General features: G+C 66.7%; 16 protein-coding genes. 8 read left to right on the top strand and 8 right to left on the bottom strand.

The features are described from left to right. Positions 1-130 precede the first annotated feature (130 nt). The 3 genes from ACFPK0_RS01000 to ACFPK0_RS00990 are packed head-to-tail and all read right to left on the bottom strand — an operon-like array spanning position 131 to position 3,490. Positions 131-958, bottom strand: a complete 828-nt coding sequence (locus ACFPK0_RS01000) for an aldose epimerase family protein (RefSeq protein WP_056083144.1) — start codon at positions 956-958, stop codon at positions 131-133. Further along, the gene (locus tag ACFPK0_RS00995) at positions 948-1,964 is read right to left on the bottom strand and encodes a glycoside hydrolase family 43 protein (RefSeq protein ID WP_377340198.1); all 1,017 of its coding nucleotides are present in this window, start codon (positions 1,962-1,964) and stop codon (positions 948-950) included. The genes ACFPK0_RS01000 and ACFPK0_RS00995 overlap by 11 nt, the downstream gene beginning before the upstream one ends. Positions 1,965-1,987: 23 nt before the next feature. Continuing rightward, on the bottom strand, positions 1,988-3,490 hold the full coding sequence (locus ACFPK0_RS00990; RefSeq protein ID WP_377337740.1) for an MFS transporter: 1,503 nt from the start codon (positions 3,488-3,490) through the stop codon (positions 1,988-1,990). Between the two features lie 647 nt (positions 3,491-4,137). Between ACFPK0_RS00990 and ACFPK0_RS00985 the strand changes: the two genes are divergently transcribed. The 5 genes from ACFPK0_RS00985 (at position 4,138) to ACFPK0_RS00965 (ending at position 11,394) form a co-directional block, all read left to right on the top strand. Beyond that, positions 4,138-5,433: an MFS transporter gene (locus ACFPK0_RS00985; protein WP_056606813.1), complete on the top strand. Its 1,296-nt coding sequence runs from the start codon at positions 4,138-4,140 to the stop codon at positions 5,431-5,433. A gap of 24 nt (positions 5,434-5,457) precedes the next feature. Continuing rightward, positions 5,458-5,598 carry a hypothetical protein gene (locus ACFPK0_RS00980; RefSeq protein WP_377337738.1) on the top strand — a complete coding sequence of 47 codons (141 nt, stop codon included), beginning with the start codon at positions 5,458-5,460 and terminating at the stop codon, positions 5,596-5,598. Further along, on the top strand, positions 5,595-8,459 hold the full coding sequence (locus ACFPK0_RS00975; protein WP_377337736.1) for a glycosyl hydrolase 115 family protein: 2,865 nt from the start codon (positions 5,595-5,597) through the stop codon (positions 8,457-8,459). Before ACFPK0_RS00980 ends, ACFPK0_RS00975 begins: the two co-directional genes overlap by 4 nt. Positions 8,460-8,526: 67 nt before the next feature. Beyond that, on the top strand, positions 8,527-9,966 hold the full coding sequence (uxaC, locus tag ACFPK0_RS00970; RefSeq protein ID WP_377337734.1) for a glucuronate isomerase: 1,440 nt from the start codon (positions 8,527-8,529) through the stop codon (positions 9,964-9,966). An 81-nt stretch (positions 9,967-10,047) separates the two neighbouring features. Then, the gene (locus ACFPK0_RS00965) at positions 10,048-11,394 is read left to right on the top strand and encodes a glycoside hydrolase family 27 protein (protein ID WP_377337732.1); all 1,347 of its coding nucleotides are present in this window, start codon (positions 10,048-10,050) and stop codon (positions 11,392-11,394) included. 428 nt (positions 11,395-11,822) lie between these two features. Here the strand turns inward: ACFPK0_RS00965 and ACFPK0_RS00960 are convergent, their stop codons facing one another. After that, positions 11,823-14,015 carry a M3 family metallopeptidase gene (locus ACFPK0_RS00960; RefSeq protein WP_377337730.1) on the bottom strand — a complete coding sequence of 731 codons (2,193 nt, stop codon included), beginning with the start codon at positions 14,013-14,015 and terminating at the stop codon, positions 11,823-11,825. A 307-nt stretch (positions 14,016-14,322) separates the two neighbouring features. On the opposite strand from ACFPK0_RS00960, the gene ACFPK0_RS00955 reads away from it, so the two are divergent. The 3 genes from ACFPK0_RS00955 (at position 14,323) to ACFPK0_RS00945 (ending at position 19,382) form a co-directional block, all read left to right on the top strand. Further along, the gene (locus tag ACFPK0_RS00955; RefSeq protein ID WP_377337728.1) at positions 14,323-14,577 is read left to right on the top strand and encodes a hypothetical protein; all 255 of its coding nucleotides are present in this window, start codon (positions 14,323-14,325) and stop codon (positions 14,575-14,577) included. Positions 14,578-14,841: 264 nt separating this feature from the next. Then, entirely contained in the window at positions 14,842-15,990 is a 1,149-nt protein-coding gene (locus ACFPK0_RS00950; protein ID WP_377337726.1) for an endo-1,4-beta-xylanase, read from the top strand. Positions 15,991-16,214: 224 nt separating this feature from the next. Further along, entirely contained in the window at positions 16,215-19,382 is a 3,168-nt protein-coding gene (locus ACFPK0_RS00945; protein WP_377337724.1) for a TonB-dependent receptor, read from the top strand. 362 nt (positions 19,383-19,744) lie between these two features. Here ACFPK0_RS00945 and ACFPK0_RS00940 read toward each other — a convergent pair whose 3' ends face one another. The 4 genes from ACFPK0_RS00940 to ACFPK0_RS00925 form a co-directional block, all read right to left on the bottom strand. Then, complete coding sequence (locus tag ACFPK0_RS00940) at positions 19,745-21,058, bottom strand: GntT/GntP/DsdX family permease (RefSeq protein ID WP_377337722.1); 1,314 nt, start codon at positions 21,056-21,058, stop codon at positions 19,745-19,747. Between the two features lie 99 nt (positions 21,059-21,157). Next, a complete protein-coding gene (locus ACFPK0_RS00935) occupies positions 21,158-23,182 on the bottom strand; it encodes a YjhG/YagF family D-xylonate dehydratase (protein WP_377337720.1) in 2,025 nt (674 codons plus the stop codon). After that, positions 23,182-24,783, bottom strand: coding sequence for an aldehyde dehydrogenase family protein (locus tag ACFPK0_RS00930; protein WP_377337718.1), 1,602 nt, complete (start codon positions 24,781-24,783; stop codon positions 23,182-23,184). Before ACFPK0_RS00930 ends, ACFPK0_RS00935 begins: the two co-directional genes overlap by 1 nt. Continuing rightward, positions 24,780-25,598 carry a fumarylacetoacetate hydrolase family protein gene (locus ACFPK0_RS00925; RefSeq protein WP_377337716.1) on the bottom strand — a complete coding sequence of 273 codons (819 nt, stop codon included), beginning with the start codon at positions 25,596-25,598 and terminating at the stop codon, positions 24,780-24,782. Before ACFPK0_RS00925 ends, ACFPK0_RS00930 begins: the two co-directional genes overlap by 4 nt. Between the last annotated feature and the right edge of the window lie 33 nt (positions 25,599-25,631).

Raw genomic sequence — 25,631 nt, 5'->3', positions numbered from 1 at the left:
TGCGGGGCTTTTTCATTGGGCCGGAGCTTTTTTGTAGGAGCGGCTTCAGCCGCGATGCTTTTGCCGCTGGTCGAAGAAGAGCATCGCGGCTGAAGCCGCTCCTATAACAGCCGTCGGCGGGGAGTGCTGATCAGTCCCACGCCAGGCGGTACCACGCCGACAGCGTGGCGCCGGGCTCGAGCTGTTGCGCCGAGCCAAGGTTGAACGCATCGGGCGGGCCGCTCTGCGGTTCGACGCAGGTGGCGTGCGCCGGCTGGTCGTAGACCACCCAGTGATCGCAACTCGACGTCAGCCGCAATTGCTGCGGCCCGCGCGCCAGCACGACCGGCTGCTCGTTGATGAAGCAATCGTCCCACGGCCCCGGCGGCGGCTCGGCCAGCGGCAGGGTCGCCATGCCTTCGGCGTCGCGGGGGTAGAAACGCGACGGCTGGAAGTCGAGGCGATCGGGCTTCAGGAACCACGGATGCCAACCCAGGGTGACCGGCATGGCCTGCTCCCCGGCGGTCACCGACAGCGTCATGTGCAATTCCCGCTCGCGTGCCTCGATGCGCTGGTGGGCACGGCCGCCGAACGGCCAGCGGTGGTCGCGCGGCAGCGGCAGCGACATCGCCACATGCGTGGCCGAGTGCTCGTCCACCTGCCACGGCAGCAGCAGCGCCACGCCGTGGATGGCGTGATCGCCCAGGTTCACCGGCAACTGGCGAGGGCCGTGGAAATCGAACTTCCCGCGCCGTACGCGACCGGCCCACGGCAGCATGGGGAAGCTGCCCCAGGCGATCGCCGCCTGGTTCTGGGGACCGTAATCCACCAGCCAGGCGACGCCATCGAACATCACCTGCGCCACGCGCCCGCCGGCAACCGGCGCGATATCGACCGACAACGGCCCATGCCCGATCCGCAGCAGCGGCCCCGGCGCAAGCTCGGCGGTGACGTCGGTATCCGCCTGCTCAGCCGCCATACGGGTGCAGCGTCACGATGCGGCCCTGCTCGTCGTGCTGCAGCTCGGTCATCTTGATCGAGCGCAGGTGCGTCACGCCGCCGGACAACAAGGCGTCGTGATAGAACAGGTACCACTTGTCGCCGAACGCGCAAGTCGAATGGTGCGTCGTCCAACCCACCACCGGGGACAGGATGCGGCCCTGGTAGGTGAACGGCCCGTACGGGTTGTCACTGGTGGCGTAGCACAGGAAATGCGTGTTGCCGGTGGAATAGGACAGGTAGTACGTGCCGTTGTAGCGATGCATCCACGGCCCTTCGAAATAGCGTCGGTCGTGGTCGCCGGCCAGCAGAGGTTTGCCGTGTTCGTCGAGGATGACGATCTCGCGCGGCGCTTCGGCGAAGCCGGTCATGGCCGCGTCGAGCCGGGCCACGCGCGGCCCCAGGGCGGGTTCGTGCGCCGCCGGCTCCTCGTTCGCCTCGGCATAGGTGTTGTTGCGGTATTTCTGCAGCTGGCCGCCCCAGAGACCGCCGAAGTACATGTAGTGCTCGCCATCCTCGTCGGCGAAGACCGCCGGGTCGATGGAGTAGCTGCCCTCGATCGCCTGCGGCTCGGGCTTGAACGGGCCTTCCGGGCGGTCGCCCACGGCCACGCCGATCTGGAAGATGCCGTCGGGGCGCTTGGCCGGGAAATAGAGGTAGTACTTGCCGTTTTTTCGCGCGGCATCCGGCGCCCACATCTGGCGCTCGGCCCAGGGCACATCCTTCACGTGCAGGGCCACGCCGCAGTCGACCGCCTCGCTGTCGGGCGATGCCATGCGGAAGACGTGATAGTCCTCCATGCAGAAGTGGTCGCCGTTGTCGTTGAACGGCACGCCGCCCTCGACGTCGTGCGACGGGTAGATGTAGATCGCCCCGTCGAACACATGCGCGGAAGGATCGGCGGTGTAGATATGCGTGACCAGCGGCTTGGAGATCGCCTGCGCGGTGAGCGCCTGCACTTCGGCCGGAGTGGGGTTTTCCGGCACGCCGTCGGTGGAAGGGTTCGACATCAGACTGCCTCCTCGGCCAATCGCCGACGCTGCTCGAGCTCGCGCTCGATGCGCGACTCCATCGGCTTGTTGATTTTGTAGAAGAAGAGCAACCCCACGCAGGCCAGGAACGGCAGCGCGGCGTAAAGGCTGACCGACAGGCGGATGCCGTCCACCGTGGCGGCGGCCTGGGTCGGCGCACCGGCCTCGTAGCCGTAATGGGCAAGGATGCCGGCAACCAGCGCGCCACCGATGCTCAGGCCCAGCTTCAGGCCACACAGCATGGCCGAGAAAATGATCGCGGTGGCGCGGCGGTTGTTCTTCCACTCCGAGTAGTCGGCCACGTCGGCGGTCATCGCCCACAGCAGCGGGATGGTGATGCCGTAGAAGAAGCCGTGCAGGATCTGCGCGACGAACACCAGCCCGATCCGGTCCGGCGGAAAGGCCAGGAACGCCAGCAGGAACAAGGTGGAGACGAACAGCGCCGCGCCGAACACGTCGCGCTTGCCGAAACGGTCGGCCAACCGCTTGGAGAAGCCGATGCCGACGATCATGAAGATGATGCCGCCGGCGTTGAACAGGCTGAACGCCGAGGTCGCCGGGTCTTCCGGCCACTGGAACTTGGTCAGGCCAATGCCGGTGAGCAGCGCGTTGAGTCCGTCGATGAACTTGTTGAAGCCGATGCCATGCAGGAACGCCGCCAGCGCCGGTTCGTCCAGGTAATACTCGAAGTAGTAGACGTAGGTGCCGCCCTTCAACGCCAGCGTGGTGAACACCATGATGGTCAACAGCAGCATGACCATCCACGGGCGGTTGCCGGCCAGGTCGGCCAGATCCTGGCGGACGCTGGATTTCTGCTCCGGCGCCGGGACGATGCGCTCGCGGGTGGTGAAGAAGGTGATCAGCAAGAAAACCGTGCCGACCCCCGCGAACAGCAGCATCGCATTGTGGAAGCCCTGCACCTTGTCGCCGCCGCCGAGGATCAGCACCAGCGGAAGCAGCAGCGATTGCACCATCAGTTGCGCAACCATCACCGCCACGAAGCGATAGGACGACATGCTGTTGCGCTCGGCCATGCTGCCGGTCAGCACGCCACTGAGCGCCGAATACGGCAGGTTGCTGGCGGCGTAGACCATCACCAGCAGGGTGTAGGTCGTGGCCGCGTAGATGACCTTGCCGCCCGGTGCCAGGTCGGGCGTGCTGAAGGCCAGCAGCGCCAGTGCGCCGAACGGGATCGCGGTCCACAGGATCCACGGCCGGAACTTGCCCCAACGCGTATTGGTGCGGTCGGCCAGCAGCGCCACCACTGGGGTGAACACGAACGCTCCCAGCAGGCCGACGACGAAAATGATCTTGGCCGCCGTGCCGGCGGGAATGCCGAAGACGTCGGTATAGAAGAAGGCCAGGAACGTGATCAACGTCTGGAAGATCAGGTTGGCGGCCAGGTCGCCCAGGCTGTACCCGACTTTTTCCGTGACCGAAAGCCGGTCGGTGGCGCTACGCGTGGTTGTGGATGGCTTCATGATGGACCGCTTCCGCGCTGTCGCGCCTGAGAGGAGTGTCACGCCACCTTCGCCCGCTGCCTGGCGACCGCCGTGATGCATGCCTGGCGGCGCGTCGAGCGACGAACAATCGATGTCGCACATATGGCGGCCCGCTCGATGCGTCTGCGTCGGGCGGGCCGCCGGTGTCACTGCCGCCAATCTACGACATGGCGGTTTGTTGCGTCAGAAAGTATCGGGTACCCCATGGCAAAGCCACCGCCCCCGCGCCACGGCGGCGGGGTCTGCGACGGATACCTGCACCGGATTCCCCCTTCCAACCCTGATATTCGCTTTTATTGTCGAGGGGTCCATGCAGTCCACCGCATACGGCGGGCCACCCTACTTATTTCAAAAAGATAGCGCTAACACTAGCACCCCGCACGCTGCAAAGCAGCATTCGACGGGGGTATCCGGATGTGGCATAAAGCGGTAAAACAAGTAGTTGGGTGAGGGGAGATTTCCACGGACGGCACAAAGGCAGCGACCTGCCCGATGGGGAGCTGTTTTCACTGGTAGCGCTATCACCGTCAGGATGACGCTGGGCCGGCTTGATGGGCACACACCAGACCGCCCATCAACCACGACGCGCCGCCATCGCGGCCGGCCTATCGCCAAGGGAGATCGACATGAACGCCATCGACGCTGCCACCACGCCGCCCGGGAAAGGGGGCCGATACCGCTGGCGCGTCTGCGCGCTGCTGCTGGCGGCCACCACGCTCAACTACATCGACCGCCAGGTGCTCGGTGTGCTGGCGCCGTTCCTGCAGAACCAGATCGGCTGGAACGAGATCGAGTACGGCTACATCGTCACCGCGTTCCAGTGCGCCTACGCCATCGGCCTGCTGTGCGCCGGCGCGATCATCGACCGCTTCGGCACGCGCATCGGCTACGCCCTCTCCATCGGTATCTGGAGCTTGGCAGCGATGAGCCACACGCTGGCCGCCAGCGTGTTGGGATTCGCGCTGGCCCGGTTCGCACTGGGACTGGGCGAGGCCGGCAACTTCCCGGCCGCGATCAAGACCGTTGCCGAATGGTTTCCGCGGCGCGAGCGCGCATTGGCTACCGGCATTTTCAACTCGGGCTCCAATATCGGCGCCATCGTGGCGCCGATGGTGGTGCCTCTCATCGCCGTGGCGTGGGGTTGGCAGGCCGCGTTCCTGTTTACCGGCGTGCTCAGTGCCACATGGCTGGCCACATGGCTGCTGACCTACCGGACGCCGGAGCGGCAGCCAAAACTCTCGTCCGCCGAACTGGCCTATATCCAGAGCGACCCCGCCGAGCCGACCACCCGTGTGCCGTGGGCAACCATCCTGCACCACCGCCAGGCGTGGGCGTTCATCGTCGGCAAATTCATGACTGATCCGATCTGGTGGTTCCTGCTGTTCTGGCTGCCCAAATTCCTGCACAGCACGTATGGCCTGTCCCTGCTGGAACTGGGCCTGCCGCTGATCGCGATCTACGTGACCGCCGACGTCGGCAGCATCGCCGGCGGCTGGCTGGCCGGCTACCTGATCCGCCGGGGCTGGAGCGCCAACCGCGCCCGCAAGGGTGCGATGCTGGCCTGCGCCCTGTGCGTGGTCCCCATCGTGTTTGCCGCCAACGCCCGCCACATGTGGGTGGCGGTGGCGTTGATCGGGCTGGCAACGGCCGGCCACCAAGGCTGGTCGGCCAACCTGTTCACGCTGGCCTCGGATCTGTTCCCGCGGCGCGCGGTGGCATCGGTGGTCGGCATCGGCGGCTTTGCCGGCGCGGTCGGCGGCATGCTGATCGCCACGTTCGCCGGCTTCCTGCTGCAGGCCACCGGCAGCTACGTGCCGTTGTTCATCATGGCCGGCTCCGCCTATCTGCTCGCCCTGCTCGCCGTGCACGCGCTGGCCCCGCGCCTGCAACCCGCATCGCTCGGCACCACCACAAACCCTTGATCCCCAGCTCGCCGGAGAGGGCCAATGAAAATGATCGAAACCTTCCTGGCCCACCTGTGGCGCGAGAAGGGGCGTGCGTATCTCGTCGACAGTCGCCGCCACGGACGGCCGGCGATGCGGTGCTTGCGCGGTTACGTGCGCGGCGTCAAAGGCCCAGCCAAATGAGCGTGCGGTGTCTTGTCTTCGCGGTTGTCGCACTGCTGGCGGGCACCAGCGTTCATGCGGCCACCGACTGCACGCAGCCAGCGGCCGTGTGCGCCCACGCGGTGCCCGGCGCCGCCACTTTGATCGAGGCCAATACGCCAGCCACCATCGTGGCCGATGCGCAGGATTACCCCGGCGTATTGCGCGCCGCACACGACCTGCAATCGGATCTTTCCTCGGTGGCCGGTGCGCAAGCGGCGTTCACCACCGACACGCCGGCATCCGGTCACGCCGCGATCATCATCGGCACGCTGGGCCACAGCCCGCGGATCGACCGCATCGTGCGCGACAAACACCTCGACGTGAGCGACGTCACCGGCCGCTGGGAGGCGTATGCCTTGCAGGTGGTCGAGCATCCCGAACCGGGCATCGACCGCGCGCTGCTGATCATCGGTGCCGACAAGCGCGGCACCATTTTCGGTATCTACGAAGTGTCGCGTCGGATCGGCGTCTCGCCGTGGACGTGGTGGGCCGACGTGCCGGTGCCGCGGCGCGCGGCGCTGTACGCCGCGCCCGGGCGCTTCGTCGATGCGCCGGTGGTGCGTTACCGCGGCATCTTCATCAACGATGAGGAGCCCGCGCTCGGCGGCTTCGCGCGGGCGAAGTTCGGCGGCTTCAACCACAAGTTCTACGCCCACGTTTTCGAGCTGATCCTGCGCCTGAAGGCCAACACCTTGTGGCCGGCGATGTGGGGCAGTGCATTCGCCGACGACGACGCCGAGAACCCGGTGCTGGCCGATGCATACGGCGTGGTCATCGGCACCTCGCACCACGAACCGCTGATGCGTGCCCACGCGGAGTGGGAACGCTACGGTCACGGGCCCTGGGATTATTCGAAGAACCCCGAGGCGCTGCGCAAGTTCTGGCGTGGCGGCATCGAGCGCATGGATCACCACGAAAGCCTGGTCACCGTGGGCATGCGCGGCGACGGCGACGAGCCGATGACCCAGGGCACCGCCATCGGCCTGCTGGAACGCATCGTGGCCGACCAGCGCAAGATCATCGCCGACGTCACCGGCAAGCCGGCCAAGCAGACGCCGCAGGTGTGGGCGCTGTACAAGGAGGTGCAGGACTATTTCGACGCCGGCATGCGCGTGCCCGACGACGTGACGCTGCTGTTTGCCGACGACAACTGGGGCAACCTGCGCCGCGTGCCCAAGCTGGGCGACAAACGGTCGGGCGGCTACGGCATCTACTACCACTTCGACTACGTGGGCGGGCCGCGCAACTACAAGTGGATCGCCAGCAGCCAGATCGAGCGCACCTGGGAACAGATGCGGTTGGCCTCGGCCTATGGCGCCAACCAGTTGTGGATCGCCAACGTGGGCGACATCAAGCCGCTGGAATTCCCGACCAGCTTCTTCCTCGACCTGGCGTGGAACCCACAGGCAATGACGCTTGAGCGACTGGACGGCTATGCCGCCGACTGGGCCGCGCAACAGTTCGGCAGCGAACACGCCGCCGAGATCGGCGAGCTGCTGACCCGCTACACGCAGTACAACGCGCGACGCAAACCGGAGCTGTTGTCGCCGGAAACATTCAGCCTCACGAACTATCACGAGGTCGACCGCGTGCTGGCCGACTGGCAGGCGCTGGCGGATAAGGCGCAGCACATCGGCAAGGCACTGGGCGGCACGTATCACGACGCGTACTACGAACTGGTCGAGTACCCGATCCTGGCCAGCGCCAACCTCAACGCGCTGTACGTGGCGGTGGCGCGCAACCGGCTGTACGCGCAACAGGGTCGTGCCTCGGCCAACGCGTGGGCGAAGGAAGCCGAGCGTCTGTTCGCGCGCGACGCCGAGCTGGCGCGCGTCTACGAGCAGGACATCGCCGGCGGCAAGTGGGCCCACATGATGTCGCAGACGCACATTGGCTACACCTACTGGCAACAGCCCGAGCGCAACGTGCTGCCGGCGCTGTCGCGGGTGGATGTACCGGCCGATGGCGTCATGGGCGTGGCGATCGAGGGCGACGCGCGTGCGCTTCCACATGTCGCACAAAGCGCGAAGTTGGCGCCGCTGGAGTCGTACGGCGCCGCGTCGCAGGAGGTGGTGGTGTTCAACCGCGGCGGCGCGCCGTTCACCTTCGAGGCGAAGCCGTCGCAGCCGTGGTTGCGGGTCACGCCGGCCAGCGGCAAGGTCACCGATGCCAGCAAGCTGCGGCTGGACGTGGACTGGAAGGCGGTGCCGCCGGGCACGCACACCGCCGAACTGTATGTGCGCGGCAGCGACGGCACCGAGGTGCACATCGACGTGCCGGTGCGGCGCGACGACACACGCATGAACGGCTTCATCGAGAGCCGTGGTGTCGTGGCCATCGAGGCCGCGCACTATGCGCGCAAAGTCGATGGCGAGGGCGTTCATTGGACCACGATCCCCAACCTTGGCCGCACCCTTTCCGCGGTCACCGCCTTGCCGGCAACGGCGCCGAGCAACACGGCTGGCGGCAACGGTCCGCGTCTGGAATATCCGGTATGGCTGCAGCGCGATGGCGAGGTGGACGTGCGTGTCACCGTGTCGCCCACGCTCGATTTCCGCGGCGGCGACGGGCTGCGTTTCGGCGTCTCGATCGGTGACGCAGCGCCGCAAATCGTGACGATCAAGCTCGACCCCACGCCGGGCAAAGCGGATTTCATGGCCTGGAGCAAGGCCGTCGCCAACAGCGTCGATGTCGTGGTGTCCCGGCACAAGGCCAGGGCCGGCGCGCAGACACTGACGCTGTGGCGCATCGATCCGGGCGTGGTGTTCCAGCGCATCGAGATCGTGCGCGGCCCGCCGCGCGACAGTTATCTCGGTGCACCCGAAAGCATCCGCCGTTGATCACGCCTCCGTTCTCCCCCTTTGCGAGGAGAATGGAGCCATTCCCCACTGCTGATATGCCATCGCCATGAGCCTTGCCGGAAATTCCTCCCAGTCAAAGCCGCTCGTCCTGGACGAGAACCGCCTGTTCGCCGCCGACCCCGCGCAGCGTGCCATCGCCCGCCGCCTGTACGCGCAGGTGGCGCAGTTGCCCATCGTCAGTCCGCACGGCCATACCGACCCGTCATGGTTCGCCGGCAACGCGCCGTTCGCCAATGCCGCCGAGCTGTTGCTGGTGCCCGATCACTACGTGTTCCGCATGCTCTACAGCCAAGGCGTGCCGCTGGATGCGCTGGGCATTCCGCGCCGCGATGGCACGCGCGCCGAGGTGGATCCGCGCGAGGCGTGGCGGCTGTTTGCCGAGCGCTTCCACCTGTTCCGCGGCACGCCTTCGTCGATGTGGCTGAACCATGTATTCCATGAAGTGTTCGGCCTGCGCCAGCGGCTGGATGCGGGCAATGCGGACGCGTACTACGACACCATCACCGAGGCGCTGCAGACCGACGCGTTCCGTCCGCGCGCGCTGTTCGAACGCTTCAATATCGAGGTGATCGCCACCACCGAATCGCCGCTGGATCCGCTGACCCACCACGCGACGATCCGCGACAGCGGTTGGTCCGGCCGCGTCATCACCGCGTACCGGCCCGACCCGGTGATCGATCCCGAGCACGAGCAGTTTCCTTCGGCCCTGCAACGCTTTGGCGAGATCACCGGCGAGGACGTCCATACGTGGGAAGGCTACCTGCGCGCCCACCGCCAGCGCCGCGCCTTCTTCGCTTCGCTGGGCGCCACCTCCACCGATCACGGTCACCCCGACTGCACCACCGCGGACCTTCCGGTCGACGAGGCGCGCAAGCTGTTCGACAAGATCGTGCGCGGCCAATTCTCGGCCGCCGAAGCGGCCACCTTCCGCGGCCAGATGCTCACCGAAATGGCGGCCATGAGCCTGGACGACGGCCTGGTGATGCAGCTGCACCCTGGCTGTTTCCGCAATCACAACCAGGGCCTGTTCGAGAAGTTCGGCCGCGACAAGGGCGCGGACATCCCGGTGCGCACGGAGTACGTGCACGCCCTGAAACCGCTGCTGGACCGCTTCGGCAACGAGCCCAACTTCCGGCTGATCCTGTTCACCCTGGACGAGAGCACCTACGCGCGCGAACTGGGCCCGCTAGCCGGTCACTATCCGTGCCTGCTGCTGGGCCCGGCCTGGTGGTTCCACGATGCGCCCGAAGGCATGTGGCGCTTCCGCGAACAGACCCTCAGCACCGCCGGCTTCTACAACACCGTCGGCTTCAACGACGACACCCGCGCCTTCCTGTCCATCCCCGCCCGTCACGACGTGGCCCGCCGCATCGACTGCGCGTTCCTGGCCAAGCTGGTGGCCGAGCATCGGCTGGATGAGGACGAGGCGGTGGAGGTGGCGGTGGATCTGGCGTATCGGTTGCCGAAGCAGGCGTACAAGCTCTAACGGGAACCCGCCATCTGTCCGTGCGGCTCGATCGGCATCCGGCGGCCTTCACCCGTAATGACTCAACCAAGGCGCAGAGACATGTTGAAAACTCTTTGGCGGATTGCAGGCGCGGCGGCCCTCGCCGTTGCAGCGCAGGCACAAGCGCAGCAGGCCACGCTGTCTCCCACACCGCCGATGGGCTGGAACAGTTGGGATTCCTACGGCCTGACGATCGATGAGGCGCAGTACCGCGCCAACGTGGACGTGCTGGCGACGCGGCTGAAGGCGGCCGGCTACCAGTACGCCGTGGTCGATGAGGGCTGGTACCTGGCGAACCCGCAGGATGCCTCGAAGCCCGAGACACTGCATTACCGCATCGATGCCAACGGGCGCTACGAACCCGCGCTCAACCGCTTCGCCACGGCGACGGGGGCGGCGGGGTTCAAGCCGCTGGCCGACTACGTCCATGCGCAGGGGTTGAAGTTCGGCATCCACATCATCCGCGGCATCACCAAACAGGCCGTGGCCGGCAACCTGCCGATCGCGGGCAGCGCGTTCCACGCCGTCGATGCGGCGGACACCGGCGACACCTGCCCGTGGAATCCCGACAACTTCGGCGTGAAGGACAACGCCGCGGGCCAGGCCTGGTACGACTCGCTGATGCGGCAGTATGCAAGCTGGGACGTGGATTACATCAAGGTCGACTGCATCGCTTCGCATCCGTACAAGGGCGACGAGATCCGCATGATCCACCGCGCCATCGTGAAGACGGGGCGGCCCATGATCCTGAGCCTCTCGCCCGGCCCCGCGCCGCTGGAACAGGCCGCGGAGCTCGGCCGGAACGCACAGCTCTGGCGCATCTCCAACGACGTCTGGGACCACTGGGAAGACAACGGCGAATGGTCGCAGAACGTGAAAGCGCAGTTCGCCGTGATCGCGAGCTGGGCCAGCCACGTAAAGCCGGGCAACTGGCCCGACGCCGACATGTTGCCGCTGGGTTGGCTCGGCCCGGTCCCCGGCGAGGGCAAACCACGAACCACGCGACTGACCCGCGACGAGCAGCGCACCCTGGTGACGCTGTGGTCGATCGCCCGCTCGCCACTGTTCTTCGGCGGCAACCTCACCAAACTGGATGACTGGACCCAGGCGCTGCTGACCAACCCCACGGTGATCGCGATGGACCAGCGCGGCGAAGGCCAACGTCTCGCGGGACAGGATGGGGCGGTCATCGCATGGACGTCGCATGCGGACGGGGCGGACTACCTGGCGCTGTTCAACACCAGCGATACGGCAACTACGGTGAAAGCCGGATTTGCGAAGTACGGGCTTGCGCAGGGCAGCTATTCCGTACGCGACGTCTGGGGTGCGAGAAGCCTGGGCAAGCTGGCCGCCGTGAATCACGCGGTCGCCGCACACGGCGTCTTGCTGTTGGAGTTGCGCCGGTGAGACCTGACGGAGTCAGGTTCACCTCCCTGACCCCGATCTTGCTCGTCTTGCCGGCAGTAAAACGCCCCTGTGGGAGCGACTTCAGTCGCGATGCTCTTGCTCTTTCCCGTATCCGGCGTACCGAAATTTCCAAAACAGGAGCTTTCGTCCTCCTTCGGAACGCGTACCGCAGACATCAGGTTATGTTTCATTAACAAACTATGTAGTACAGTAACACCCATGTCGTGAGACAACACTCCCACCGCATGACCCGGTTCCCCTCCGGTTTCATGCATACAAAGATGGACCCCCCGAAACCCGCAGACTCCCCCTCTGCGGGTTTCTTTATGCGCCACTGTCGGCGACCCGCCCGACACGCATCGGCGGGCAGGCACAACAAAGCCGCCCGAATCGCTCCGGACGGCTTTGTCTTTCAGCGGACGAATGCGTCAGTCGTTCGCAACATCCAGCCCGCGACGTTCGAGCAGCGGCTGGATTTTCGGCTCCTGGCCGGTGAAGTCATGGAACAACTGCAGTGCGTCCCTGCTGCCGCCCTGCGACAGCAGGGTCTGGCGGAAGCGGTCGCCGTTGGCGCGGGTCAGGCCGCCGTGGGTCTTGATCCACTCCACCGTGTTGGCGTCCAGCACTTCGGACCAGATGTAGGCGTAATAGCCAGCCGCGTAGCCGCCCATGATGTGGCTGAAATACGGCGTGCGATAACGCGGCGGCACCGGCGCGTAGTCGGTGCCGTTGGCCTTCAGCGCCGCCGCCTCGAACGCCATCACGCCATCGGCGACGGGGATCTTGTCGGCGCCGATCTGGTGCCAGCTCTGGTCAAGCATCGCCGCGCCCAGGTATTCGGTGGTGGCAAAGCCCTGGTTGAACTTCGAGCTGGCCAGCACCTTGTCGAGCAGTGCCTTCGGCATCGGCTCGCCGGTCTGGTAGTGCCTGGCGTAGTTGGCCAGCACGCTGGGCCAGTCGGACCACATCTCGTTGACCTGCGACGGGAACTCGACGAAGTCGCGCGGCACGCTGGTGCCGCTGAAGTACGGGTATTCCACGTTCGAGAACATGCCGTGCAGCGCATGACCGAACTCGTGGAACGCGGTGGTCACCTCGTCCCAGGTCAGCAGGGTCGGGCCATTGGCCGGCTTGGTGATGTTGAGGTGGTTGGCGACGATCGGCAGGTTGCCGGTCAGCGCGGACTGGTCGACGTAGGAGTTCATCCAGGCACCGCCGCGCTTGGACGGACGCGCGTACATGTCGGCCAGGAAGATCGCCAGCTGCGAGCCATCCGCGTTGAACACGTCGTACACCAGCACGTCGGGGTTGTAGACCGGCAGGTCGGTGCGCTGCTTGAAGCTGAGGCCATAGAGCTGGCCGGCGGCGTAGAACACGCCGTTTTCCAGCACGTTCTTCATCTCCAGGTACGGCTTGAGCTGGCTCTCGTCGAAGTTGTATTTCTCGGCGCGCACCTTCTCGGTGTAGTACGCCCAGTCCCACGGCTCAAGCTGGAACGTCGGCTCGCCTTTCGCTGCCTGCTCCTTGTCGATCATCGCCTGCAACGCCGCGCCCTCGCGCTTCGCATTGGCCACGGCCGGCGGTGCCAGCTGGGTCAGCATGGCATTGACCGCTTCGGGCGTCTTGGCGGTTTCGTCGGCCAGCACGTAGGCAGCATAGGTCGGATAACCGAGCATCTTCGCCTTCTCCGCGCGCAGCTTCAGCATCTGCGACACGATGGCGGTGTTGTCATATTTGTTGCCGCGGCTGCCGCGGGCCACCGAGGTCTGGTGCAAGCGCTCGCGCAGGGCGCGGTTCTGCAACTGCGCTTCCGGCGGCTGGCCGGTGGTGTTGAGCAGGGCGATGACGTACTTGCCGTCCAGGCCCTTCTCCTTCGCGGCAGCGGCGGCCGCGGCGATCTGTTCGTCGGTGAGGCCGGCCAGCTCTTCCTTCGTGTCCACCACCACGGCCGAATCGTTGACCTCGGCCAGCACGTTCTGGCTGAACTGCGTGCCCAGCCTGGCCTGCTCGCCGTTGATGGTCTTCAGCCGCGCCTTGTCGGCCTCGGACAGCTTGGCGCCGGCGCGCACGAAATCGGTGTGGTAGCGCTCGATCAGGCGCACGCCTTCGGCGTCCAGGCCCAGGCTGTCGCGCGTGTCGTACAGCGTCTGGATGCGCTCGAACAGTTTCGGGTTCAGCGCGATCGCGTCGCGATGCGCGGCCAGCTTCGGTGCGTATTCGGCCTGGATCGCCTTGCGCGCATCGTTGGTGTCCACGCCGACCAGGCTGAAGAACACGGTCGAGGTGCGGCTCAGGATCTGCCCGGATTTCTCCAGCGCGAGGATGGTGTTGTCGAACGTCGGCGCTTCGGCGCTTTCGACGATCGCTGCCACTTCCTTCAGCTGGTCGGCCATGCCGCGGTCGAAACCGGGCGCGAAATCGCTGTCCTTGATCTTGTCGAACTGCGGGTAATGCAGCGGCAGTGGGCTTTCAGCGAAAAACGGATTGCTGCTGTCGGTGGCGACTGCCGGGCTCTGCGCCTGGGACGTGGCGGATTCCTTCTTGCCGGATGCGGTATCGGTACAGCCGGCCACGGAGCCGGACAGGGCTATGGCCAGGGCCAGCGCGACGGGATGTTTCATGGAGGACTCTCGACGTGGGCAAACCCCGATCGTACCCAATGCGCCTGCTGATCACCCATGACTAAAGGCATGAAATCAACGAGTCGGAAATCACGGAGTCAGGTCTGGCAACGCAGCGTCTGCAGATGGCCGCCGGCTTCGGGGCCTATTTCACACGGTCGGACGCATCGCCTGCGGGACCGAGGGGAAGTCCGAATGCAACGATGCCGGACTCGACCATCCTGGCCCCGGGAGGGAATGAGCCATAGCTGTTCAGCAAAACCTTCAGCGCCGTCGAACCGCACTCGCTTACGCACGCGATCCGCTATTGGCCCAACTCCTTCGGGAAGGACTGACGGCACCCGATCCGTTGCAGCTCGGCATCGTTGCGGAAGCGGACGGACGGCTGCTGGATGCCGACGGCAATCCCCAACCCGGCCTCTACGGCATCGGCTCGCCATTGCGCGGAAACCTGTGGGAATGCACGGCCATGCCCGAAATAAGGGGCGCAGCGAACCGGCTGGCACAGACATTGACCGCGTCGGGAGACACACCCGGCAGGCAGGCTGTCTCGCAAGCGTGAACTCTGTGACATGCAGCCGTATGGACGTCCATCTGGAAGCGCTTCCGCAGGTGCCTCCTGCCCAGTGCCGATTGCGGATACGCGCAACCGCAGACCAATGCAGGCTTGGGGCCAGGCCTTCCGATCAACGAAATGAGGGTTGAAACGAGGGGCCGGGTTCATTGAACCGATTTGGCTATCATCGGTGGTGAACCCGAGTCTTTTCAGCAAACTGGTCACCACTGGAGCAGCACGATGTCCCACCCGCGAATCCCACGTCGCCTGATGCGTTCCCTGACGTGCACCCTCGGCCTGGCACTGGTCGCCTGCGTGCTGCCCGCGTATGCCACCGACGTACTAACCACCACGCTCAAGCAGGCGTACGCCAATGACTTCCTCGTCGGCACGGCCGTCAATGACGACATCGTCAGCGGCAAGGACGCGCCGTCGCAGGCCTTGGTGCTGAAGCATTTCAACGCGATCACGCTGGAAAACGCGATGAAGGTCGAGGTGGTGCATCCGTTGCCCGACCAGTGGGATTTCAAGGCGGCGGACGCGTTTGTCGACTTCGGCCAGAAGCATCACATGTTCATCGTCGGCCATACGCTGGTGTGGCACAACCAGACGCCGGACTGGTTTTTCGAGGACGCCGCCGGCAAGCCGCTGCCGAGCAAGCAGCTGGCCGAGCGCATGCGCCAGTACATCGAGAAAGTGGCTGGGCGCTACGCCGGGCGCGTTGACAGTTGGGACGTGGTCAACGAGCAGATCGGCGATGACGGCAACTACCGCGACACCACATGGGTGCGCGGCATCGGCGACGGCGACGAGTTGATGCGGTTGGCCTTCAGCAACGCTGCGCGCTACGCGCCGGATACCGAGCTGTACTACAACGACTTCAACGCGTGGCGCCCGGCGAAGGTTGCCGGCATCGTGCGCATGGTGAAGATGCTCAAGGCCCACGGCATCCGCATCGATGGCGTCGGCATGCAGGGCCACTGGGGCCTGGATTATCCGTCGCTGGAGGACATCAAGGCGGCGATCGATGCGTATGCCGCCGCCGGGGTCAAGGTGTCGATCACCGAGCTGGACGTGGACGTGCTGCCGCTGACCAAGGAGGGCCAGATCATCGGCCAGGGCATGACCCACCCGCAGTTCCAGTTGCCGGAGTTCAAGAAGTTTCTCGACCCTTACCGCGACGGCTTGCCTGCCGCCGTGCAGCAGCAGCTGACCGACCGCTACGCCGAGCTGTTTGCCCTGTTCCACCGCGAGCGCGACAAGCTGGAGCGTGTGTCGGTATGGGGCGTGACCGACGACATGTCGTGGAAGAACGGCTACCCGATCCCCGACCGCACCAACTACCCGCTGCTGTTCGATCGCCACCACCAGCCCAAGCCCGCGCTGGACGCGGTGCTGGCGGTACCGCTGCGGCATTAGGACGCAGTCGTACGGCAAGTGCGCGCGGTGGCGCCACCGCGTGCGTGGTATTGGAAAAAACCGTATATGAAAGCGCTCGCCGCGCATGTATACAGATAAAAATGTTAGCGCTATCCAGGCTATAGCAATTGCCGCGGCCAGGCTTGGGGATTTTACTGGTACGCAGGTAAATGGAGACGGTGCAGCGGGGGCTGCGCACGCTCCATCCATCGAGAGGGGGAGACATGAAGAGGAACAGCCAAGAGCTGCTGCTGGGCGGAACGCGCGCGCGCGGAAATCGTCGGTTTCGCGAGACGCGGCTTGCCGCCGCGATCGCGCTGGGCATGGCGCTGGTAGGCGCGCCATGCCTGACACAGGCACAGGACGCCAACACGGATACCGCGGCAACGACCGCGCCCGAGTCGGCGGCGATGGCGCCATCCAAAAAGGACGCGGCGGCCAAGCCGGCCGTGTCGGACATGAGTGCCATCACGGTCACCGGCATCCGCGCCAGCCTGATGTCGGCGCAATCGCTGAAGCAGAACGCCGACCAGATCATCGACTCGGTGACGGCCACGGACATCAACGCGCTGCCCGACCGCAGCGTCACTGAAACCCTGCAGCGCATCAGCGGCGTCACCGTGGATCACTTCCTGGCCGACGACGACCCGAACCATCCGGCGGCCGAGGGCAGCGGCGTGCTGATCCGCGGCCTGCCCTACGTGGGCAGCCTGCTCAACGGCCGCTCCAGCTTCTCGGCCAACAACGGCCGCGCGCTGGGCTTCCAGGACGTGCCGGCGGAATTGATGGCCGGCGTGGACGTGTACAAGAACCCGTCCGCCGAAATCATCGAAGGCGGCATCGGCGGCACGGTGAACCTGCGCACGCGCATGCCGTTCGATACCGGCAAGACCACCGCGTTCTCCTTCGGCATCAACGAAGGCGACATGGCGAAGAAGCACAAGCCGGCAGCCTCGTTCCTGTACAGCAACGTGTGGGAGAGCGACACCTTCGGCAAGTTCGGCGCGTTGTTCGACGTGGCAATCTCCGAGCTGGCCACGCGCAGCGACGGCGTGCAGGTGCAGCCCTACGTATTGCGCCCGACCAGGAACGACGGCCCCGACACCTGGTTGCAGGATGCCGACGGCAACTGGCGCAACGACCTCGGCGCCACCGTCGCCGATGGCGCGCCCAATGGCCAGGGCTACGTGCCCGGCGGCGTCAACTGGCGGCGCATGGACATGGATCGTCGCCGCATCGGTCTCTACGGCGGCCTGCAATGGCAGCCGAACGACCGCTGGGAGATCTATTCCCAGTTCTTCCGCTCCAACTACAACCTGCACTGGTCCGAGCACTTCGTGCAGTCCAACGAGGCCAACTTCTACAACCTGCTGCCGGCCGATGGCACCAACTTCACCTATGACGATCGCGGCGTGTTCCAGACCGGCACCGTGACCTCGTCGGCGTGGCGCGGCGACCCGGCACTGGGGCCGTTCGGCAACAACGCGTACTACACGACGAACCGCGATGCCCAGCAGTTCACGCAAACCACCGACTGGTCCAACGGCTTCAAGGTCAACCTCACCGACAACGTGATCCTGAGCGGTGACCTGCAGCTGGCAAAATCCATCAGCAACACGCTGGACTTCACCGTCTACAACCAGATCTACATGCCGCCGCTCCAGCTCGACGTCAGCGGCAGCGTGCCCAGCGTGACGGTCACCGACCCGGCCTACCTGGCCGACGGGCACAACTACATCCTGTGGTCCGCCATGGACCACCTCCAGCACGACTACGGCCTGGAGCGGGCCGCCAAGATCGACCTGGAGGTCAACTTCGACAGTGCGGTGGTGCGCTCGCTGCGCGTGGGTGTCCGTGCCACCAACAACCACCGCTACAGCAACAACACCAACAGCTCGTACAACTGGGGCGCGCTCAATACGCACTGGCTGACGTACGACTCACCCGAGGACCTGGCCCGCGCCGACACCTTGCCGAGCTGGATGCAGTCCTACGAGACGCTGGGCAACTTCTATCGTGGGGATGCGAACGTACCCACCACGCTGTGGTTCCCCAGCAGCGAGCTGGTCAGCAACTACCGCAAGGCAATTCCCGCGCTGCGCTCGCACGCGCTGGAAGGCGGCATCTGGTGCCCGCAGGAAACCACCGACGGGTCCTGCACGCCGGGAAGCCCGATGAGCGACAACAACATGTGGGAGAAGACCCAGGCCATATACGGCTCGCTGTACTTCGGCTCGCCGGACGACCGGTTCGACGGTAACGTCGGCCTGCGGCTGGTGCGTACCAGCGTGCGCTCGAACGGCTCGGTCACCTTCCCCTCGCTCTCCAGCGCCTCCGGCGACCTGGGCGACTGGCCGCAGAGCGTGCTCGACGTGATGTTCAGCGGCTTGACCGAACCGATGGAAGGCCACACCAGCTACAAGAACGCACTGCCCAGCCTGAATCTCCGCTACAAGCTCACCGACGACTTGCAGTGGCGCTTTGCCGCCGGGCGCGCCATCACCCGGCCAGCCATCAACCAGCTCAATGCCTATCTGAAAGTGGGCGCTTCGTGGGCGGCAACGCCCGGCGGTCAGTCGACGCTGGCTGGCTGGAAGGCCACGTCCGGCGGCAACCCGGCACTGCGCCCGATGATCTCGGACCAGTTCGACACCTCGCTGGAGTGGTACTTCGCTCCCACCGGGCAGCTCTACACCACGCTGTTCCACAAGAAGCTGAAGAACTACATCGCCGACGAGATCTGGCTGCAGAACATCGCCGGCCAGACCCTGCCGGTCAGCGGCCCGGTGAACGCCGGCGACGGTACGGTGAAGGGCTTCGAGATCGGTTACTCGCAGTTCTTCGACTTCCTGCCGGGCGCCTGGCGCGGCCTCGGCGTGCAGGCGAACTACACCTACCTGAAGAGCTCGCGCATCGCCGGCACCACGTCCTGCGACCCGGACCACAACAACGGCAGTTGCGATGCGGAGTTCATCGTCAACAACCAGCCGTTGCCGATGCAGGGCCTGTCGCCGAAGAGCTACAACTTCACGGCGATGTACGAATACGGCAACTGGTCGGCACGACTGGCCTGGTCGTGGCGTGATCGCTACCTGCTCGCCGAGCAGGATTCGGGCGACACCTACGTGCCGGTGTGGAGCGACAGCTTCGGCCAGCTGGACGGTTCGGTGTTCTTCAACATCAACAAGAACGTCAAGGTCGGGCTCCTGCTCAACAACCTGACGAACGCCAAGACCAAGGTACTGATGGGGCCGTCGACGTACGCCAACAGCGACGTCCGCGACAGCAACCCGACATTGGCGCCGTCCGGCTTCGTGGACCAGAACCGTTACCTGCGCAGCACGTTCGTGAACGATCGTCGTGCCGAAGTGGTGATCCGCGCCACGTTCTGACCCGCCGCCTAGGAGCGTGGGCGGTAGAAACTTTCGAGGCGAAAAAGTGGTGGCGTGAGGACAGATTTTCGCCGTTTCGCCGGCCCATGGTGGTTCCATGGGCCAAGAAACGGCGGAAATATGGACCGCGCAACCGCTTTTGCAGCCCGGAAGATTTCTACCTCCCACGCTCCTCACTGTCCGCGCCGCCTGCAACGGGGCGCGGACAGTCACGGCGATTGCCGCTTGCCGACGCGTGTGCCGTTCGGCAAGCGGCCTCTTTTCTCCCGATGCATTGCACCGGACCACGGACGCGCGGGGCGACAGCACTCGCGGCCCGCGCGTGGGCCATCGTCAGCCCGGCAGGCGATGCGGGGGCAGGCTCAGCCCACCACCATGTTCAACAGCAGCACCCCGGCCAGGCCGATCAGCGAGATCGTCGTCTCCATCACCGTCCACGACAGGAAGGTCTGCTTCATGGAGAGGTTGAAGAACTCCTTGAACATCCAGAACGCCGAGTCGTTGACGTGCGAACCGAACACGCTGCCGCAGCCCACGGCCAGCACCATCAGTTCCGGCGACGCGCCGGTGGTGGCGATCAGCGGCCCGACCACGCCGGCGGCGGTGAGCACGGCCACGGTGGACGAGCCGATCATCACCCGCAGCAGCGCGGTGGCGATCCAGGCAAACAGCAACGGCGTCATCTGCCAGGTGCGGCTGAGCTCGGCGATGGTGGCGCCCACGCCGCTGTCCACCAGCACCTGCTTGAACACGCCGCCGGCGGTGATGATCAGCAGGATCACCGAGATGCCGCTGATGGCCGCGTTGAGCCAGCGGGTCTGCGTTTCCAGCGCCGCGCCGCGGCGGTAGCCCAGCCAGTAGAACGCGGCCACCGTGGCCAGCAGCAGCGCGATGGTGGGGTTGCCCAGGAACATCAGGGTCTCGCGCAGGATGCCTTTGGGCAGCACGCCGTCGGCCAGTACCGAGAGGCCGATCAACCATATCGGCGACAGCGCGATCAGGAACGAGCTCCATGCGCCCGGCGGCGACTGGTGGCTGGTGGTCGAGCCGGCGAACAGCTCCAGCATCGGCGGGTTGATCGCCTTCATCCGCCGCGCCAGCCACGGGCCGGCGATCACCACCGCCGGTATCGCCAGCACCACGCCGTACATCAGGGTGTGGCCCATGTCGGCGCCGAAGGTGTTGACCAGGAACACCGGCCCCGGATGCGGCGGCAGGAAGCAGTGGGTGGTGCTGAGCGAGGCCACGGTGGGAATGGCCAGCTGCAGGATCGGCAAGCCGGTGCGCCGCGCCAGCGAGAAGATCAGCGGGATCAGGATGATGAAACCGGCGTTGAAGTACAGCGGGATGCCGACCATGAAACCGGTCAGCAACAAGGCCCACTGGATGTTGCGCAGGCCCAGCGTGGCGACCAGGGTGGTGGCGATCTTCTCCGCCGCGCCGCTCTCCTCCAGCACCTTGCCCAGCACCGCGCCCAGGATGATCACCAGCGCCAGCCCGGCCAGCGTGCTGCCCACGCCGTGGTCGATGGTTTTCAGCAGCTCCTGCGGCGACATGCCCAGCAGCAAGCCCATCGGGATCGCGGTCAGCAGCAGCGACAGGAACGGGCTGACCTTGCGCGCGGTGAGAAAGATCTGCACCGCGATAGCCGCGGCGATGATGAGAAACGTGACCATCCAGTACTCCCCTGGTGCGAACAGCTTCATGCATGACCGCGACGACCTGGGCCGGCGCTACGTGGTGGTGTGCCGGCGCCGGGGCGCCGGCGTGATCGATCAACTGCTGGCTTGCTCCCCGCGTTGCCGTGCCAGCGCCTCGCGTCCCGCGCGCAGCGTTTCCACGATGGCATCCACGTCGTACACGCAGCCGCCCCAGGTACCGCCGCTGGCCTCCTGCAGCGCGGCCCACAGGCGCGTGTCGTCGGGAAGCTTCGGATGCGGTGCGATCGCCGGGTGGATCGCGCGCGTGGCCAGCAAGGCTGTCGCTTGTTCCGGTGGCAACGGTTGTGACGGGTCGGTGCCGATGAAATCGATCCGGCCCTGCAAGGTGTTGCGATCGATCTCGATGCGTACCAGGTCGCCGTCGCGCAGCCGCCCGATCGGGCCACCGGCCAGCGCCTCCGGCCCCACATGGCCGATGCAGGCGCCGGTGGAGACGCCGGAGAAACGCGCGTCGGTCAGCACCGGCACGTGCTTGCCCCATGGCAGGTATTTCAGCGCGGAGGTGAGCTGGTAGGTTTCCTCCATGCCGGTGCCGGCGGGGCCGCAGCCGGCCAGCACCACCACGTCACCCGCCACCACCGCACCTTCGCCCTTGCGCTTGATCGCCACGATCGCGTCGTGCTCGGACGCGAACACGCGCGCCGGGCCGGTGTGGCGGTACACGTTGTCGTCGTCGACCACGGTCGGGTCGATCGAGGTGGCCTTGATCACCGAGCCATCCGGCGCAAGGTTGCCGACCGGGAACACCAGCGCCGAGGTGAGCCCGGCGGCACGGGCCGCGTCCGGGCCCATGATCACGTTGGCCGGATCGATGCCGTCCAGTTCGCGCAGGCGTTCGCGGGCGATGCGGCGTGCGGCGCTGTGTTCCCACCAATCGAGATTCTCGCCGACGGTGCGGCCGCTGACGGTGGGCGCGTCCAGGTGCAGCAGGCCCATCTCGCGCAGGTGCAGCATCACCTCGGGCACGCCGCCGGCCATGAACACCTGCACCGTGGGATGGTGGCGCGGGCCGTTGGGCAGCGCGTCGACCAGGCGCGGCGTGGCGCGATTGGCGGCGGTCCAGTCGGCCACGGTGGGTGGCGCCAGGCCGGCCGCGTGGGCGATCGCCGGCACGTGCAGCATCAGGTTGGTGGAGCCGCCGAACGCGGCGTGCACCACCAGTGCGTTCTCCAGCGCGTGGCGGGTGAGGATGGCCGACATCGGCGTGCCCGCCTTGACCAGACGCACCAGCGCCAGCGCCGCGCGCCGCGCCATGTCCAGCCACACCGGCTCGCCGGACGGCGCCAGCGCGGTGTGCGGCAGCGCGATGCCCAGCGCCTCGGCGATCACCTGCGAGGTGGCCGCGGTGCCCAGGAACTGGCAACCGCCGCCGGGCGAGCCGCAGGCGCGGCAGCCCATCGCGGCGGCGTGTTGCAGGTCGATCAATCCGTGCGCGTAGCGGGCGCCGATGGTCTGCACCTTGGCGGTGTCCTCGGCGCCGCGCGCGGGCAGCGTCACGCCGCCGGGCACGATCACGCCGGGCAGGTCGCGGCTGCCGGCCAGCGCCATCATCATCGCCGGCAGGCCCTTGTCGCAGGTGGCGATGCCGAGCAGGCCGCGGCGGTTGGGCAGCGAGCGCACCAGCCGGCGCATCGTCATCGCCGCGTCGTTGCGGTACGGCAGGCTGTCGAACATGCCGGTGGTGCCCTGGGTGCGCCCGTCGCAGGGGTCCGAGCACATCACCGAGAACGGCAGGCCGCCTTGCTCGGCCAGCGTTTCCGCCGCCGCGCGCACCAGCTTGTCGATCTCCCAATGGCCGGTGTGCAGGCCCAGCGCCACCGGTTTGCCGTCGGCGGCGCGCAGGCCGCCCTGGGTGCTGAGGATCAGGTACGGATCGCGCCCGATCTCGCTGGCGCGCCAGCCCATGCCGGCGTTCTGGGTCATGCCGAACAGGTGGCCGCTGGGCGCCTCGCGCAGGGTGGTGTCGTCGACCGGCAAACTGCCGGCCGGGCCTTCGCCGGAGGTGTGGGTGGTGGTCAGCGGGGTGCCGTCACCCAGGATGGCATCCAGCAAGGCATCGTCACTTTGCACGCCGGCCATCACAGGTCGGCCGTGGTCAACTGCCCGTCAACCAGGCGCACCAGCGAACCGGTGGGGTTGGCGTCGCGCAAGGATGGCGGCAGCCGTTGCTGGCGCACGTGGTCGTAGCTGTGCAGCGCGGCAAAGCGCAGCAGCGAGGCCGGGATGCCGACGGCGGTAAAGCCGGGATGCCCGGTGGACGGGAACGGGCCGCCGTGGTTCTGCGCGGGCGACACCGCCACGCCGGTGGGCATGCGGTCGTTGATCAGGCGGCCGACGCGGTGGCGCAGCGCCGGGGCCAGCGCGTCGTACTCGGCATCGTCGGCGCCAGCGGTGTCGCTGTAGATGGTGCCGGTGAGGTTGCCTTCCAGCGCCTGCGCGATCTGCAGCAACTGCGCCTGCGACTCGGCCAGCACCAGCAGGCTGACCTGGCCGAAGGCCTCGTTCTGCAGCGCACGCGGCGCCTCGACGAAGCGGCTGCCGGACACCTTCAGCAAGGTCGGCTGGAACGCGTAACCGGCGCTGTCGGTGGCGATCTCGCCGCCGGCCAGCAGCTCGGCGCCGGCGTCGCGCAGCGCGTTCACCGCCTCGGCCACCAGGTGCGGGCTGCGCGGGGTCAGCAGCACGCCGGCGGGCGTGGCCGCGGTCAGCCGCTGCATTTCCTGCACGAAGGCGTCGGTGTCCGCGCCCGGCGGCAACACCGTCACGCCCGGGCGGGTGCAGAACTGGCCCGCGCCCATCGCGCAGGAGGCGGCCAGCTCGGCGGCGATCGCCGCACCGCGCTCGCGCAGCGCGCCACCCAGCACGAACACCGGGTTGACGCTGGACATCTCCAGGTAGGCCGGCGTGCCGGCCGCGTCGGCGGCGGCCTTGATCGCCATGCCGGCCGGACGGCTGCCGGTGAACGCCACCGCGGCAGTGCGCGGATCGGCCACCACACGCAGCCCCAGCTCGTTGCTGGTGTGGAAGAACATCTGCACCGCGCCCGTCGGCAGGCCGCTGGACTGCAGCGCCTCCAGCGCGGCTTCCGCCAGCAGCTGCGAGGTATGCGGATGGGCCGGGTGCGCCTTGGCGATCACCGGGTTGCCGGCGGCAAAAGCGGCGGCGAAATCACCGCCGGAGACGCCATTGAAGGCGAACGGGAAATTGTTCGGCCCCAGCACCAGCACCGGGCCACCCAACGGGCCGAGTACGGAGCGCAGGTCGGCGGCGGTGTCGATCGTGGGCCGGGCCCAGCTGCCGTCACGCGCGGCCTTGGCGGCCTGGCGCAACTGGCCGGTGGTGCGCGGCAACTCGCCATTGCGCAGGCGCCCTTCGAGCGGCAAGCCGGTTTCGCGATGCGCGGTTTCGACCAGGGCGTCGGCACGCGCCTCGATGGCGGCGGCGTAGGCGTCGAGGAAGGCGCCGATGCGCTCGCCCGGCAACTGCGCCATCTCGGCGGCGGCACGCTGGCCGGCGTCCAGCATCGCGTCTAGATCGGCCCAGCCGGAGATCGGGTAATCGTGCGCGTCCAGCTCCTGCCCTTGCGAGGGATTGAACGCGTGGAAGCTGCCTTCCGGCGCCTGCGCCTGGACCCAGCGGCCGTCGACAAGAATGGGTTGCATGGAAGTGGGATTGCTCATGATACGGGGTTCTCCAGAACCAGACCGCCGATGTCGATGCTCACGACATCGCCGGCCTGCAGGGTGAAAGTTTCATCCGGCACGATGCCGGTACCGGTGAACAGGAAGGCGCCGTGGGGGAAGGTCAGCTCGCGGAACAGGTAGCCGGCCAGTTCCTCCAGCGCGCGCTTGATCTGCGAACTGCGGGTTTCCCCGGCAAATACAACCGCGCCACCGCGGCGGATCTGCAGCGCGATGGCCAGGTCGCGCAGGCTGTCGACCGGGCACAGGCGGATGCCCGGGCCGATCGCGCAGGCGCCGTCGTAGACCTTGGCCTGCGGCAGGTACAACGGGTTTTCGCCCTCGATGCTGCGCGAGGAGACGTCGTTGCCCACGGCGTAACCGCGGATGCCGCCGGCGCTGTCCAGCACCAGCACCAGTTCCGGCTCGGGCACGTTCCAGGCACTGTCCGCGCGCACCCGAATGCCCTGGCCGTGGCCGCTGGTACGCCATCCGCAGGCCTTGAAGAACAGCTCCGGCCGCGACGCGCCGTACACCTTCTGGTAGACGTCCGCGCTCTGCGACTCCGCCTCGCGCGCCATGCGGCTGCTGAGGTAGGTGACGCCGCTGGCCCAGGCTTCCTGCGCATCCTCGATCGGCGCCAGCAGGGCGCCATCGGCCGGCGCGCCGCGCGTGGCGGACGCCAGTTGCGCCTGCGCCGCCTCGGCCGGCAAGGCCAGCCAGGCGGACAGGCTGAAATCGACGGGGAGGTAATGGCCGTCCAAAGCCCAACGCGGGCCATCGGCGGTGGTGTGGCGGGTCAGGCTGGGATGCATCGGAGGCTCCAGGAAGTCGGGGTGAGAAAGGTG

It is taken from the genome of Rhodanobacter ginsenosidimutans, assembly GCF_042655685.1.
Lineage (GTDB): Bacteria > Pseudomonadota > Gammaproteobacteria > Xanthomonadales > Rhodanobacteraceae > Rhodanobacter > Rhodanobacter ginsenosidimutans.
This window is presented reverse-complemented; position numbering and strand designations above follow the sequence as displayed.

Coding starts and splice junctions, on each gene's coding strand:
- ACFPK0_RS00945 (WP_377337724.1), top strand. CDS start 16,215: ATGAAGAGGAACAGCCAAGAGCTGCTGCTGGGCGGAACGCGCGCGCGC.
- ACFPK0_RS00990 (WP_377337740.1), bottom strand. CDS start 3,490: ATGAAGCCATCCACAACCACGCGTAGCGCCACCGACCGGCTTTCGGTC.
- uxaC (WP_377337734.1), top strand. CDS start 8,527: ATGAGCCTTGCCGGAAATTCCTCCCAGTCAAAGCCGCTCGTCCTGGAC.
- ACFPK0_RS00950 (WP_377337726.1), top strand. CDS start 14,842: ATGCGTTCCCTGACGTGCACCCTCGGCCTGGCACTGGTCGCCTGCGTG.
- ACFPK0_RS00965 (WP_377337732.1), top strand. CDS start 10,048: ATGTTGAAAACTCTTTGGCGGATTGCAGGCGCGGCGGCCCTCGCCGTT.
- ACFPK0_RS00930 (WP_377337718.1), bottom strand. CDS start 24,783: ATGAGCAATCCCACTTCCATGCAACCCATTCTTGTCGACGGCCGCTGG.
- ACFPK0_RS00960 (WP_377337730.1), bottom strand. CDS start 14,015: ATGAAACATCCCGTCGCGCTGGCCCTGGCCATAGCCCTGTCCGGCTCC.
- ACFPK0_RS00975 (WP_377337736.1), top strand. CDS start 5,595: ATGAGCGTGCGGTGTCTTGTCTTCGCGGTTGTCGCACTGCTGGCGGGC.
- ACFPK0_RS01000 (WP_056083144.1), bottom strand. CDS start 958: ATGGCGGCTGAGCAGGCGGATACCGACGTCACCGCCGAGCTTGCGCCG.
- ACFPK0_RS00985 (WP_056606813.1), top strand. CDS start 4,138: ATGAACGCCATCGACGCTGCCACCACGCCGCCCGGGAAAGGGGGCCGA.
- ACFPK0_RS00925 (WP_377337716.1), bottom strand. CDS start 25,598: ATGCATCCCAGCCTGACCCGCCACACCACCGCCGATGGCCCGCGTTGG.
- ACFPK0_RS00980 (WP_377337738.1), top strand. CDS start 5,458: ATGAAAATGATCGAAACCTTCCTGGCCCACCTGTGGCGCGAGAAGGGG.
- ACFPK0_RS00935 (WP_377337720.1), bottom strand. CDS start 23,182: ATGGCCGGCGTGCAAAGTGACGATGCCTTGCTGGATGCCATCCTGGGT.
- ACFPK0_RS00940 (WP_377337722.1), bottom strand. CDS start 21,058: ATGGTCACGTTTCTCATCATCGCCGCGGCTATCGCGGTGCAGATCTTT.